The sequence below is a fragment of the Flavobacterium cerinum genome, from assembly GCF_004028155.1.
GTDB classification, from domain to species: Bacteria; Bacteroidota; Bacteroidia; order Flavobacteriales; family Flavobacteriaceae; genus Flavobacterium; species Flavobacterium cerinum.
Window position 1 is genome coordinate 119,469 of the sequence record NZ_SBII01000001.1, and the last position, 14,314, is coordinate 133,782.

At 38.5% G+C, this 14,314-nt stretch carries 11 protein-coding genes; 4 read left to right on the forward strand and 7 right to left on the reverse strand.

Going from position 1 to position 14,314, the window contains the following annotated elements:
- Positions 1 to 207: 207 nt before the first annotated feature.
- The 5 genes from EPI11_RS00520 to EPI11_RS00540 form a co-directional block, all read right to left on the reverse strand.
- Positions 208 to 3,381: an efflux RND transporter permease subunit gene (locus tag EPI11_RS00520; protein ID WP_128388004.1), complete on the reverse strand. Its 3,174-nt coding sequence runs from the start codon at positions 3,379 to 3,381 to the stop codon at positions 208 to 210.
- 49 nt (positions 3,382 to 3,430) lie between these two features.
- On the reverse strand, positions 3,431 to 4,492 hold the full coding sequence (locus tag EPI11_RS00525; protein WP_128388005.1) for an efflux RND transporter periplasmic adaptor subunit: 1,062 nt from the start codon (positions 4,490 to 4,492) through the stop codon (positions 3,431 to 3,433).
- Positions 4,493 to 4,496: 4 nt separating this feature from the next.
- The gene (locus EPI11_RS00530; RefSeq protein ID WP_128388446.1) at positions 4,497 to 5,810 is read right to left on the reverse strand and encodes a TolC family protein; all 1,314 of its coding nucleotides are present in this window, start codon (positions 5,808 to 5,810) and stop codon (positions 4,497 to 4,499) included.
- Between the two features lie 80 nt (positions 5,811 to 5,890).
- Complete coding sequence (locus tag EPI11_RS00535; protein ID WP_128388006.1) at positions 5,891 to 6,487, reverse strand: TetR/AcrR family transcriptional regulator; 597 nt, start codon at positions 6,485 to 6,487, stop codon at positions 5,891 to 5,893.
- Positions 6,488 to 6,567: 80 nt separating this feature from the next.
- A complete protein-coding gene (locus EPI11_RS00540) occupies positions 6,568 to 7,179 on the reverse strand; it encodes a TetR/AcrR family transcriptional regulator (RefSeq protein WP_128388007.1) in 612 nt (203 codons plus the stop codon).
- A gap of 144 nt (positions 7,180 to 7,323) precedes the next feature.
- Here EPI11_RS00540 and EPI11_RS00545 point away from each other — a divergent pair, with 144 nt between their 5' ends.
- Positions 7,324 to 8,298, forward strand: coding sequence for a polyprenyl synthetase family protein (locus EPI11_RS00545; RefSeq protein ID WP_128388008.1), 975 nt, complete (start codon positions 7,324 to 7,326; stop codon positions 8,296 to 8,298).
- Positions 8,295 to 8,651 carry a hypothetical protein gene (locus EPI11_RS00550; protein ID WP_128388009.1) on the forward strand — a complete coding sequence of 119 codons (357 nt, stop codon included), beginning with the start codon at positions 8,295 to 8,297 and terminating at the stop codon, positions 8,649 to 8,651. The genes EPI11_RS00545 and EPI11_RS00550 overlap by 4 nt, the downstream gene beginning before the upstream one ends.
- A gap of 165 nt (positions 8,652 to 8,816) precedes the next feature.
- Here EPI11_RS00550 and EPI11_RS00555 read toward each other — a convergent pair whose 3' ends face one another.
- Both EPI11_RS00555 and EPI11_RS00560 read right to left on the reverse strand, forming a co-directional pair.
- A complete protein-coding gene (locus tag EPI11_RS00555) occupies positions 8,817 to 9,413 on the reverse strand; it encodes a hypothetical protein (RefSeq protein WP_128388010.1) in 597 nt (198 codons plus the stop codon).
- Between the two features lie 110 nt (positions 9,414 to 9,523).
- Positions 9,524 to 10,060 carry a hypothetical protein gene (locus EPI11_RS00560; RefSeq protein ID WP_128388011.1) on the reverse strand — a complete coding sequence of 179 codons (537 nt, stop codon included), beginning with the start codon at positions 10,058 to 10,060 and terminating at the stop codon, positions 9,524 to 9,526.
- 115 nt (positions 10,061 to 10,175) lie between these two features.
- Here EPI11_RS00560 and EPI11_RS00565 point away from each other — a divergent pair, with 115 nt between their 5' ends.
- Together EPI11_RS00565 and odhB are read left to right on the forward strand one after the other, a co-directional pair.
- On the forward strand, positions 10,176 to 12,962 hold the full coding sequence (locus EPI11_RS00565; protein ID WP_128388012.1) for a 2-oxoglutarate dehydrogenase E1 component: 2,787 nt from the start codon (positions 10,176 to 10,178) through the stop codon (positions 12,960 to 12,962).
- Positions 12,963 to 13,016: 54 nt separating this feature from the next.
- Positions 13,017 to 14,249 carry a 2-oxoglutarate dehydrogenase complex dihydrolipoyllysine-residue succinyltransferase gene (gene odhB, locus EPI11_RS00570; RefSeq protein WP_128388013.1) on the forward strand — a complete coding sequence of 411 codons (1,233 nt, stop codon included), beginning with the start codon at positions 13,017 to 13,019 and terminating at the stop codon, positions 14,247 to 14,249.
- The last annotated feature ends 65 nt before the right edge of the window (positions 14,250 to 14,314 follow it).

Here is a 14,314-nt window from a genome sequence, read left to right on the forward strand (position 1 = left end):
AAATAAGAATAAGAGTGCTTAAAAAATATAGTATGGATAATTTTAGCTTAATTTTTTTAAATATAATTGAACTAAAATTTTAAAATATTGCAGATGATGTCAATCCTGTGTGTTTTTTCTTAGTGTTAAAATCTTGACACTTTTTTAAGTTTTTTGTATAAAAAAAGCCCCAAACATTGTTTGGGGCTTTTAAAAGCTAATTTTTTATTATTGAATATGTTTCGTTGTGAAACCATCTTCACTTAGTTCAGTGTGATCATAATCAGCAGTCATTTCTTTTTCATAATCTATAGTCTTGCCTTTAGAGAATTTATTTAAAATGATATCAAATATTGAATACACAACCGGTACAATGATAAGGGTAAGGAAAAGCGAACTGATAAGTCCACCAATAATAACCCATGCAAGACCGTTGTTCATCTCTGCTGCTGCGCCGGATGCTAATGCAATCGGGATCATACCAAATACCATCGCGATCGTGGTCATAAGAATCGGACGAAGACGGGCATGGTTGGCCTGTATCAATGCATTTTTAGTTGTTTCACCCTGTTCTTTCCTATGATTGGTAAAGTCTACAAGTAAGATTGCGTTCTTACACACAAGACCAATAAGCATGATTACCCCTAATATAGTAAAGATGTTCAGGGAATTGTTTGTTAATGCAAGTGCCATCAATGCTCCAATGAACGATAGGGGTATTGAGAACAATACCACAAACGGATACACAAAACTGTTATAAAGTGCTACCATTACAAGGTATACTAATATAATTGCTGCGAGTAATGCGATACCAAGCGTACCAAAACCTTCGGCCTGATTTTCCACATCTCCACCCCAAAGGTAGTTTACGCCAGTAGGGCGTTTTATTTTGGAAAATTTAGCTTCCCATTCGGTTGCTACATCACCACTTGGACGTCCGGCACTTTGTGCCTGTATTGTTACCGATGCACTTTTATCACGACGCTCAAGGAAACTTGGACCTGAACTTTCGGTTACACTGGCGAATTGAGATAGTTTTATTTGTTGTCCTGCATCATTAATAAATACAAGGTCTTTTACATCATTTATGTTAGAACGATTATATTCATTAAAACGGATGTTAATATCATATTCATATTCTCCGGCGCGGAATTTACCATCGGTATTACCGTTAAAGGCTGTCTGCATGGTAAGACCAACGGTTTGTAATGAAAGCCCTAAAGCAGACATCTTATCGCGGTCTACCTGAACAGTTACCTCCGGGCTACCCCCTTCATATGTTAGTTTGATGGCTGTAGCTCCTGGTGTCTCGGCTAGTTTTTTTGCAGCTGCGTTAGCAAATTCAACAGCACTGTCTAAGCTAGGTCCGGTAATGGTAAGCGAAATTGGAGCCTCATCTGCACCACCCATAATACTTACAGGAACGGTTTTAATTTTAGCACCTACAAGCTTTTTCTCAAGTTCACGCTTAACTTTTGCAGCAAATACAAACGTATTGTCCTCTCGTTTTTTTCTGTCAACAAGGGTTACTTTGACCTCTGATTTGTAAGCGGTAGATTGTGTAGCACCCATACCTTCACTGGTTAAACCTACAGTTGTAATAAGGCCTTCTATTTCTTTTTTACCGCTTAGGTATTCTTCTGCTTTTTGTGTTATAAGATTAGTTTGCTCTATAGAAGCATCTTTTGGTAATTCCATCTGTACCATGAACTGACCCCTGTCCAGTTTAGGAAAGAATTCACCTCCAATAAATCCGGCAAATAAAAGACCTACAGAAGAGCAGAACATCACAACTACAATAAGCAGCGTCCATCTTTTATGACCAAGACACCATACAAGAATATCGGTTACTTTATGTGTAAATTTATCAAGACCTCTTTCGAATGCAAGGATAATTTTCTCAAAATAGTTTTTACCTGTAAGGTGTTCCAGTTTACCAAAACGGGAAGACAACCATGGTATTAATGTAAATGACGAAAGTAAGGACAGCGCGGTAGCAATTACAACGGTAACACAGAATTGCGAAATAATGTTTGCTACAAGGCCGGTACTCATTGCAATAGGAAGGAATACCACTATAATTACTATAGTAATAGCTGTTACAGTAAAGCCAATTTCGGCAGTACCATCATAGGCAGCACGTATCCTGTTTTTACCCATCTCCATGTGGCGGTAAATGTTTTCTAGTACCACGATTGCATCATCCACCAGGATACCTACCACAAGCGATAGTCCAAGTAAACTCATTAAATTCAGGGTATACCCCATAAGGTAGATACCAATAAACGTAGCAATAAGCGATGCAGGGATCGATACCATTACAATGAATGCATTCCTTAAACTGTGAAGGAAGAACAACATCACAAAAGCCACAAGGAATACCGCAATAAATAAATCGTGTATTACAGAGTCGGCAGCAGCAAGGGTAAATTCACTACTATCATCGGCAATTTGAAGTTTAAGGTCAAATTGCTCATAGTCCTTTTGTATTTTTTGAACAGCTGCATTGATCTCTTCACTCACTGCCACGGCATTCGCGTCGGTTTGTTTTAAGATCTGAAGAACAATTGCACTTTTGCGGTCTACACGTGCAATTTTCTCTACTTCTTTTTGTGAATCCTGTACATCGGCAATTTCTCCTAAACGTATCTGTATACCATTTTTAGATGAAACCACGAGGTTTCTCATTTCTTCAACATTTCTATACTTACCTGAAAGACGCACAAGCATAGAATTGTCACGGGTTTGGATATTACCGGTAGGGAAGTCTAAGTTAGAACTTAAAATGGCAGACTGTACCATTGGTATAGAAAGGCCATATCCTTTAAGTTTTTCCTGATCAAGGCTTACCTGAATCTCTCTCTCTTCTCCACCAATAAGGTTTACCTGGGCAACACCTTGTACACGGGCAAGAATAGGCTCGATCTTTTTGTCAAGAAGGTCATAAAAAGCTACTTCGTCCATTTTAGCCGTAGCACCAATGGTAATAATAGGAAGGTCACTTAAAGAGAATTTACTCAGGGATGGCGGATCTACATCATCAGGAAGGTCTTTCTCTATCGCGTTGATCTTTCTTTGGGCATCATTAAGTGAGTAGTCGGCATCTGCTTCCGGCTCAAGGGTAACCATAACTACCGATAAGCTTTCGTAGGATTTAGATTCTACTTTCTTTACAAGTTCCAGTGACGAAACGGCGTCTTCAATTTTTTTGGTAACCGTGTTTTCTACCTCACCGGGCGATGCACCAGGGTATACTGTAGATATGGTAACCACATTGATCTCGAACTTAGGGATAAGTTCATAGCTCAGGCTGCTGTAGCTAAAAAGCCCTCCCAGCGTAAGTATGGTGAACAACACTATAATAAGCGTTGGTCTTTTTATGGATATTTCTGCTATTTTCATTGATATGTTTTTATCGGTTTAAGCATTCCCTGGGGGCAAAGGGATTACTTTATTTTATAGGAGTTACTTTAGATCCGTCAGTAAGGTTGATCTGTCCGCTGGTAACAACAATGTCACCTTCGTTAAGACCGCTAAGTACCTCTACTTCATTACCTAAAATACGTCCTGAAACGATTTTAGTAAATTTAACAACGCTGTCTTTAACAACAAAAACCTGGTTACCTGCAACACCGCCTACAAATGCTGTTCTTGGAATTGTTTTGATAGGTGTTTTTTGCGTTGCACCACTAGTAAAAATTGCAGTACCATACATACCCGCTTTAAGTTCTTTGTCAGGGTTGTTTGCAATTTCTATTTCTACCGGGAAGTTTAAAGAACCATCTGCTTTAGGAGCAATAAAAGTTATTTTACCATCAAACACTTTATCAGGGTAAACACTTGCTTTTACTTTAATAGGGCTGCCTACTTTTAATCCTGCAACATGTAGCTCGTCTACATTAACTTTAAGTTTAAGCTTAGAAACATTTACAAGTTCAAATAGTTCAGTACCCGGAGATACTACAGATCCCGGTTCGATGCTGCGTTTATTAACGATACCGTTAATGCTCGATTTAATACTTGCATCACCAAAGTTTATTTTAGCCTGGTCAAGTCTTGCCTTAGCATTTACTAAATCAAGTTTAGCCTGGTCTAACTGCTGTTTAGTTACACCGCCGGTTTTAAAAGCGTTTTCATAACGCTGGCTGTTTGTTAATGCATTTTGGTATGCAGCCTGAGTATTTTGTAACTCGATAGAAAGCTGGTCACCTTTTATAACAGCAAGTGTCTGGCCTACTTTTACAGCATCCCCCACGTCTACTAATACTTTAATCACCCTTCCGGAATTCTCAGCCGGAAAGCTTAGTTCCTGAGATGGAGCAAAGTTTCCATTTGCTACATAATCCATATTAGGGATCTCTGTTTTCACAGTATCAATCCTAACGGCTACAGAACTGTTTGTTTTTGAGATAAGAGCCGTTTCGGCTTCATTCTTGTCTTTATTACCTTTTAGTATAAAAGCCGCAAGTCCTACAAGGGCTACACCGATTACTATATATATTACTTTTTTCATGGGGTTAGTTTAAAAGAGTTTTTAATTGGCCTTTTGCTTTAATAAGTTGTATTTCGGCAAGTTTAAAGTCAAGTAGAGCTGTTGTATAATTGTTTTGAGCTTCTATATAAGAATTCTCAGAGTCAAGAAGGTCAGTAAGAGTGGCAAGTCCGTTTTGGTAGTTGTTCTGTGTATTGTCAAGAACTTCCTGTGCCAGTTTTACATTCTCTTTTTGATTGTTGATTGTAATAATACTGTTATTTATCTGTGTCTTTGCGTTTTCAAAAGCAAGGTCAAGCGATAGTTTGGTATCTTTAATATCTTCCTCATTCTTTTGAATGTCTATAGTTGCTTTTCTAACACGGGCACGTGTGCCAAAACCATTAAAAATAGGCACTTTAAGATTCAGTCCGATAGCAGAATAGTCTGACCAGTGAACACCATCAGCAGGAGTAGCAAACCAAGGCAGTTGAGGTCCCTGTCCGATATAATTATATCCGGCAGTTAAAGCAAGCGTAGGGTAGTACTCTGCAATTATCGATTTCTTCTGGTAGTTATAAAGTTCGTCCTGTTTTTTCAACAATTGATATTCAGTTCTCTGCGTTACATCCGGAGCTTCGCTTAATGCTAAAGGAGTAACCTCAAATTGTGTGTTAGGTATTTTTATAGGTGTTTCTATAGGCATACCCATATAAAATTTAAGTGAGTTTTCCTGAAGCTGTACCGCATTGATCAATTGCTGACGCTGCGTGTTGATGTTAGACAGGTTAACATTCATTCTGTCAAGGTCTATTTTCTTAGCAAGGCCATTTTCATATTGGCCTTTAATAATGTTTCTAACCTTAGTTGTGTTTACAAAGTTGCTGTCTATAACCGCTAGTTTTTGACGCTGTACAAAAACCTGGTAGTAGTTATTAGCTACACGCTCTATAACCTGTTCCTCTGTAAGTTGTGCATTTATTTGATAAAACTCACGGGTTGTTTTTGCAGCTTTTAATCCTGTAAATACCGATTGGTCAAAGATATTTTGCGTTAGGTTTACACCTGCCGTTGAGGTCCATTTCTGGCCTAACGGTGCAAGGATAGTAGTTCCCGGTGCTCCAAAAAAGTCGCCAGGAAGCGCATTAAGCTGCAGGATCGGGTTGTAAGTTACGTTCCCGTTTGCGGTAACAGTTGGCAGCGCTCTTGCACGTACTTCCTGTATTTGATATTCGCTGTTTTCTATAGCCAGCTTTGCTTTGCGGGAGTCTGCCTTGTTTTCCAGGGCATACGTAATGGCATCTTTAAGCGTTAGCTCCTTCACCTGTGCCTGCAGGGTAGGGGCAGCTAAAAGTACCATTAGCAAAGCAAGTCCTTTTGCAGAAAAGCTTTTAAAATCATTTATGATTCTCATGGTTAACTGTGTTTATTGATTGATGATTATTGTTTAAAAAGTGTATCAAGTATTATGTCCTTACGTTCTTCAAGCAAAGTGTCAAATTGCTCTTTGGTGAATCCCATTGTTGGCTCCAGTAAGGGTCTCATTGAGGTAGGAAACGATGCCAGCGATATAAAATTCAGGGCAAATTGTTCCGGCCGCATTCGTATTATAGTCCCTTTATCCATTTCGGCTTCTATTTCGTCATAGAATTTACCAAGCATTGTACTCATCATTTCCGGGTCTTTGTAACAGTTTCCCTGATTCATTTGGGTAACCATATATATTTCCAGATAAGGGTATTGTTTTGTTTGTTCAAAGAACATATCAAGGTGTTTGGCAAGTTTTTCTTTAAGAGGTAAATCTGAAAATATGATCAGTTTGGTCATTTCATCCTCACATTTTTGTGCATCCTGAAATACAATCTCAAATAATTTATCCCTTGACCTGAAGTAATAATTTATCAATGTACGGTTCACTCCGGCGGCATCGGCAATCTCCTGAGTGGTGGCGTTAAAACGGCCTTCGCCAAAGAAGATTCTTTTAGCAGTCTCCTTAATTAAATTTTCGGTATCCTGATCCTGTACTTTAGCTGACATATTTGTTTAACTTTTTTGTTTGACATTTTTGTCAATGCAAATTTAACACCTTTTTGAAATTCAACAATGTTAAAATTATATTAAATATTTTCAAAGTTTTTTGTCAGTGCTTCTTCCAGTATTCCTAATCCATAAAAAGTCACAATAGCGCGCATATGGTATTCAATAAAATATCTTGTGGCTGCATATACTGTAATAACATCTTCTGGGAAAATTTCACGATCCCTTATGCTGGTCGCTCCTTTAAAGTAGATACGGGAAACAAAATCAACATTTATATTATCTCTAAAAATTCCGTCTTTAATTCCTTTTTCAAGGTTAACAATCACAGAGCTGTGCATGACTTCAAATTGTTTGGCCATCAAATTTGTGTATGTTGAAGGGTAAAACTTTTGAAGCTGATATAAAGGAGCCGTGTTCTCGCCTTTAAGGTGTATCATTAAAAAGTTATGTATAGCAAATACTTCTTCAACAGAGTTTACGCTTGTTTCGCTAATTTCATCAATGCCGTTGCAAATCTTTTCAAAGACCATCATAGCACTGTCTTCTACTAAATCATTTTTATTGGTATAATGCTGGTAGATTGTTTTTTTAGAGATGCCTAATTCAGCGGCTATATCATCCATCGTTACGGTTTTAAAGCCCAACGTAAGGAACATATCTGTTGCTTTTTTTAATATAGTCTCTTTCATTTTTTCGTTTTACAGGGGCAAATGTAATTCAGGAAACTTTTAAAACCAAAAAAGTTTCCAAAGTTTTTAATAATTTTTTTTGACGGCTCAACAATCTTTTGATTAAGAAAAAGAAAAGGGGTATTTTAGCAAAAAAATATATTCATGCAGCTTATTGGTCATTACCAGCAAATTATTTCTGAATACTTTGCAACAACATCAATAGAAAAAGACCCCGTTAATCTTTACCAACCTATACAATATATACTGTCACTTGGCGGTAAGCGTATGCGTCCGGTACTTACTTTAATGACGGCAGAAATATTTGATACCGATTGCCGCAAAGCATTGCCGGCAGCTATAGCTGTAGAAATGTTTCATAATTTTTCACTGGTGCATGATGATATCATGGACGACGCGCCACTTAGGCGTGGTAACCAAACAGTCCATGAAAAATGGAATCTTAATACGGCCATCCTTTCGGGTGATGCAATGCTCATATTAGCCTACCAGTATTTTGAAGAATATGAGCCGAAAATTTTCAGGTCACTGGCAAAGCTCTTTAGCAAAACAGCACTTGAAGTTTGTGAAGGCCAGCAATGGGATGTGGATTTTGAGCAACGTGACAACGTTACCATACCGGAATACCTTAAAATGATTGAATATAAAACAGCTGTACTTGTAGCTGCTGCCATGAAAATGGGAGGTATTGTTGCGCAGACATCGGTAGAGAACTGTGATCTTATTTATGATTTCGGACTTAATCTTGGTATAGCGTTCCAGCTACAGGATGATTACCTGGATGCTTTTGGTAATCCTGAAACCTTTGGTAAACAGGTGGGAGGGGATATTATAGAAAACAAAAAAACATACCTTTATTTAAAGGCATTGGAGCAGGCAAATGAAAGTGAACGTGAAGGTTTGGTTCACTGGTTTTCTGTGCATCCTGAAGATAGTACTTATAAAATTGCTGCGGTTAAAGATATCTTTAGAAATTCAGGAGCAGATGCTGCTACAAAAAATGCAATTGAAGAATATACCTATAAAGCATTTGCTACATTTGAAAAACTAAATGTTGATACCGATAAAAAGCTAATGCTGAAAAACTTCGGCGAAAGCCTTATGCAAAGAAAAGTATGATATCCTACACTGCGCCCCTTAGTACCGACCTGCTTTTATCTGAAGCTCAAAAAGAAAAACTCTACACAAAATTGATAGAGCAGATAAACAAAGATTTTACTCTTGCGAATGAAACGGTAGATTTTGCCATAGAGAGTGCGCCCATAGATATTAAGCTGGGCGTGCAGGATAAAATATACAACCTGATACAGCACAAGTTTGCAGAATACCTTAATCTTTTATATATAATAGATGTGCCTGAAAAAGATATAAAAGCACTAAACGGTAATGATATTGCCGAACTGGCTGAGCAGGTAACCTTTCTGATATTAAAAAGGGAATGGCAAAAAGTATGGTTTAGGAACAAGTATTAGAGTTTTGTAGCTCTGTCATTTCGAGTGAAGCGCAGCGTAATGGAGAAATCTCAATAGTGTAAAAGTGGTTCTAAACATTCGAAATAATGAGATTTGCTTCACCCGTCGGTTTGCAGTTTCGAGTCTCGACTTCATTTCATTTTGCTCTAAATGACAAAATGTTGACTACCTCTCAATATCTATGATTTCGCCTTTTTCAAGCATGATTTTAAGGTCACTTTTCATTATAGGTGAGCTTTCTTTGTAAAACGGCTTTAGTAAAAGTTCTCCCATACCTTCTTCTTTATCTGTGATATATTCATTTTCAAGCATGTATACGGCATTGCCCTCTACTATGTCTACTTTATAAAGCGTATATTTTTCATCAGATAGCTTTATCTCATAAATATCACCTTTTTTAGGCAAGAGAACAAGTTCGGTATTTTCAGTATTGTTTTGTTGGCTGGCTATAAAAGCACCAACCATAATAACTGCAAAAATACCAAGACCTGTAAACATCCATAAAGGGGTTTTGGTACGAAGATTTATATTCTTATAATAGCTTTTGTAACTTTCAGGAAATTGTATTGTTTCCAGTACCTGATTGCAGTTGGTGCATTCTGAAATGGCTTTTTTTTCGGCAGGAAAACACGGGATCCAGTATATATGCGTATAACGTTGTACTATATACATGGTTATGCTGTTTTGCTCCTGGCAGTTAGTACAGGCTGCCCTTATTTTATCGCGGGCAATTTCTTTGCCGGCAGATCCGAATATTATCATGCTTTGTTTTAGGTCCTTGGTTAGTCGAATGATTTTTCAGCTACAAATAAAACTATTTAGAATCGTATTGCAAAATATTATTTGTAGTCGTAACTGGTTACGAGAACCGCTTAAAAATAAACCCTGACAAAAGGCATAAATGCATCGCTGTATACCATATCTTTTTCGCTGAAAAGCACATTGTATTTTACACCTACGGTTACATTATTCATGTGGTAACCAGCTCCCAAAAATAAACCTGTGTTCCAAAAATCTCTGGTATAGCCATCCCGCTGACCAAAACGGCTATCTACATCAAGGTTAACCCTTAATTGTTCCAGTTCTGCGGATAATTGCAGTTGCGGAAATGGGTTAAGTAATGCCGATACAGTACCGCCATACATAAAAGAAGAAAAGTAATTTTTTTGATTTACATAGGTGCCTTGTAAACCAACTCCCAACGCTACATATTCATTAAATTGATAGATTGCTCCGGGCGCAACAGTAACATCGGTGTAGCCGCTTCCAAATCCGGCGGCAAGTCCGCCGCCAAACCTTACATGGCTCCAAAATTCAGAACCGCTCTGTGCATTTACAGGTATCAGCGAGAGGCATAATCCCACAACCAGTGCCGGTTTTGTTAAAAAACTAAAGATGCCTGATTTCATGATGTGTAATGTAAATGATTTAGAAATATAAATGTATAAAAAAGACGGTATGATATTACAAATATTGTACTTTTGCATAAAATTTTTCACAAACAAGGTCATTAAAGACATGAGTATGGACAGGTTTTCCTTTTTAAACGCAGCACATACTGCTTTTTTCGCAGATTTATACGATCAATATATTGAAAATCCGGATAGTGTAGAGCCAAGCTGGAGAAGTTTTTTCCAGGGATTTGATTTTGGTTCTTCTGAGTACGGATATGAAACGCTCGATGTGCCCCGGGAAGCAGCCTCAGTGGCGGCTCAACCGGTATCTGATTATTCCGGCATTCCGGAAAAATTACAAAAAGAATTTAATGTTTTAAATCTTATCGACGGTTACCGTACCCGCGGACACCTATTTACAAAAACCAATCCCGTAAGAGACAGAAGGATATTCACGCCATCATTGGCTCTGGATACTTTTGGACTTTCTGACGCCGATCTTGATACGGTTTTTGATGCGGGTAAAGAAGTGGGCTTACAGCAGGCAACCTTAAGACAGATCGTAGACCATTTAAGAAAAGTATACTGCCAGCATATTGGTATTGAGTATATGTATATCCGTGATCCGGAAGTAAGAAAATGGATTCAGAACAGGATTACAGAAAATAACAATCAACCTAATTTCTCAGTTGATCAAAAGAAAAATATCCTTGGTAAATTAAACGAGGCTGTTTCTTTCGAAAACTTCCTTCATACAAAATATGTTGGACAAAAACGTTTTTCACTGGAAGGTGGAGAATCTCTTATACCGGCACTGGATGCGCTTATTGAAGCAGCAGCAGATAAAGGTGTAGAGCAGTTTGTTATGGGTATGGCTCATAGGGGCCGTCTTAATGTACTGGCTAACGTTTTTGGTAAATCTACATCAGATATATTTAGCGAATTTGACGGTAAGGATTATGATGATGATGCTCTTTTTGATGGTGACGTAAAATACCACCTAGGTCTTACGGCAGATAAAAAAACAAGAAGCGGTAAACAAATAAATATCAATCTTGCTCCAAACCCTTCGCACCTTGAAACTGTAGGTGCAGTTATAGAAGGTATAGCAAGAGCTAAACAAGACAAGTATTACCAGGACGATTTCTCTAAAGTACTTCCTATTGCACTACACGGTGATGCCGCTATTGCAGGACAGGGTATTGTGTATGAGATCGTACAGATGGCAAATCTTGACGGATATAAAACAGGGGGTACTATCCACATGGTAATAAACAACCAGGTTGGATTTACTACAAACTACTTAGACGCCCGTACATCTACTTATTGTACAGATGTGGCTAAGGTTACATTGTCGCCGGTTCTTCATGTAAATGCAGATGATGCCGAAGCAGTAGTACATGCTATGCTTTTTGCTCTGGATTACAGAATGGAATTTGGCAGTGATGTGTTTATCGACCTTCTTGGATACAGGAAATATGGACACAACGAAGGTGATGAGCCTCGTTTTACACAGCCGAAATTATACAAAGCTATTGCTAAGCACCAAAATCCAAGAGACATCTATGCCGAGAAGCTTATTGCTGACGGAGTTATAGATAACACATATGTGGGTACGCTTGAAAAAGAGTACAAAGCAATGCTTGAGGAAAACCTTGAAGCATCAAGGAAAAAAGACCTTACCATAATTACTCCTTTCATGCAAAATGAGTGGGAAGGTTATGTACAGGCAGAAGCAGAGCAAATGCTTCAAAAAGTAAATACAGCATTCTCAAAAGATATACTTACTGATATTGCGAAGGTTATTACCGAGTTACCGTCAGATAAAAAGTTCATCAACAAAATACAAAAGCTTATCAATGATAGGAAAACAATGTATTTTGATACAGATAAGTTAGACTGGGCTATGGCCGAATTATTAGCTTATGGTTCACTTCTTACCGAAGGTTTTGATGTGCGTATGTCTGGGCAGGACGTAGAGCGTGGAACATTCTCGCACCGTCATGCTGTTGTAAAAGTAGAAGATTCTGAAGAAGAGGTAGTGCTGCTTAATATGTTGAAAGACCAAAGAGGTAAATTCCATATTTATAACTCACTATTATCTGAATATGGCGTTGTAGGGTTTGACTACGGTTATGCTCTTGCAAGCCCTAAAACATTAACGATCTGGGAAGCACAGTTTGGAGATTTCTCTAACGGCGCACAGATCATGTTAGATCAGTACATCTCTGCAGCAGAAGATAAATGGAACAACCAGAACGGACTTGTAATGCTATTGCCTCACGGTTATGAAGGCCAGGGAGCAGAGCATTCGTCTGCACGTATGGAGCGTTACCTGCAGCTTTGTGCTAACCACAATATGTATGTGGCAGACTGTACAACACCGGCTAACTTTTTCCACTTGCTAAGAAGGCAGATGAAAACAACGTTCCGTAAGCCGCTTATCGTGTTTACACCTAAGAGCTTACTACGTCATCCATTAGTGGTTTCTACTGTAGATGAGTTTGCTAACGGATCATTCCAGGAAGTTCTTGACGATCCTGCAGCAGATGCTAAGAAAATTAAAACGCTTGTATTTGTTACCGGTAAATTCTACTACGACCTGATAGCTGAAAGAGAAAACCTTAAGAGAGATGATGTTGCTTTTGTAAGAATAGAGCAATTATTCCCACTACCGGTAGATCAGCTAAAAGAAGTTATTGCTAAATATCCTAATGCAGATGATTATGTTTGGGCACAGGAAGAGCCAAGAAACATGGGGGCTTATGGCTACATGCTAATGAACTTTACTGAGGTAAAACTAAGGTTAGCGGCATTAAAAGCATACAGTGCACCAGCGGCAGGTAGTTACACACGTTCTAAAAAACGTCACGCAGCTGCTATTGCGATGGTTTTTAACAAGGACTTATTTAATTAATATCGTATTTTTGATTTTTCGAAAAGATAAAAACACAAATAAAATTATACTGACATGATTTTAGAAATGAAAGTTCCTTCACCAGGGGAATCGATTACAGAAGTTGAAATTGCAACATGGCTGGTAAAAGACGGGGATTATGTAGAGAAAGACCAGGCAATTGCTGAAGTTGATTCAGATAAGGCAACCCTTGAGCTTCCTGCAGAAGTTGCAGGTATTATTACGCTTAAAGCTGAAGAAGGTGACGCAGTAAAAGTAGGACAGGTAGTTTGTCTTATCGATACTGACGGTGCTAAACCTAGCGGTGATGCTGCTCCTGCAAAAGAGGAGAAGGCTGAAGTGAAAAAAGAAGAACCTAAGAAAGAAGAGCCTAAAGCTGCTGCTCCTGCACCAGCTGAGAAAAGCTATGCATCAGGAACACCATCTCCGGCTGCTAAAAAAATATTAGACGAGAAAAATATTAGTACTGCTGCCGTTTCCGGAACCGGAAAAGGTGGAAGGATAACTAAAGATGATGCTGTTAATGCAGTACCGTCTATGGGAACTCCTACTGGTGGTACACGTGGCTCTGAGCGCCAAAAGCTTTCTATGCTTCGCAGGAAAGTAGCTGAGCGTCTTGTTGCGGCTAAAAATGAAACAGCTATGCTTACTACGTTTAACGAAGTAAACATGACACCTATTAACATGCTTAGAAATGAGTATAAAGATGCTTTTAAAGCGAAGCACGGTGGTTTAGGTCTTGGTTTCATGTCTTTCTTTACGAAAGCGGTAGTAAGAGCTTTAAAGCTATTCCCTGATGTTAACTCAATGATGGATGGTGACTATAAAGTTTCTTATGACTTTGTAGATGTATCTATTGCTGTATCCGGACCTAAAGGTCTTATGGTACCGGTAGTAAGAAATGCAGAAACACTTTCTTTCCGTGGTATTGAAGCAGAAATTAAGCGTCTTGCACTACGTGCACGTGACGGACAAATTACTGTAGACGATATGACGGGTGGTACCTTCACGATCACAAATGGAGGGGTATTTGGAAGTATGCTTTCTACACCTATCATTAACCCTCCACAGTCTGGTATCCTTGGAATGCATAACATTATCGAGCGTCCTATCGCTGTAAACGGTAAAGTTGAAATTCACCCAATGATGTATGTAGCTCTTTCTTATGACCACAGAATTATTGACGGACGTGAGTCAGTTGGTTTCCTTGTAGCTGTTAAAGAAGCGTTGGAAAACCCTACAGAATTGCTTATGGATAACAATCCTAAAAAAGCATTGGAACTATAATATATTCCCCGATTATATATAAAAAATCCCGCTCTTTGGAGCGGGATTTTTTTGTTTATAAGGTA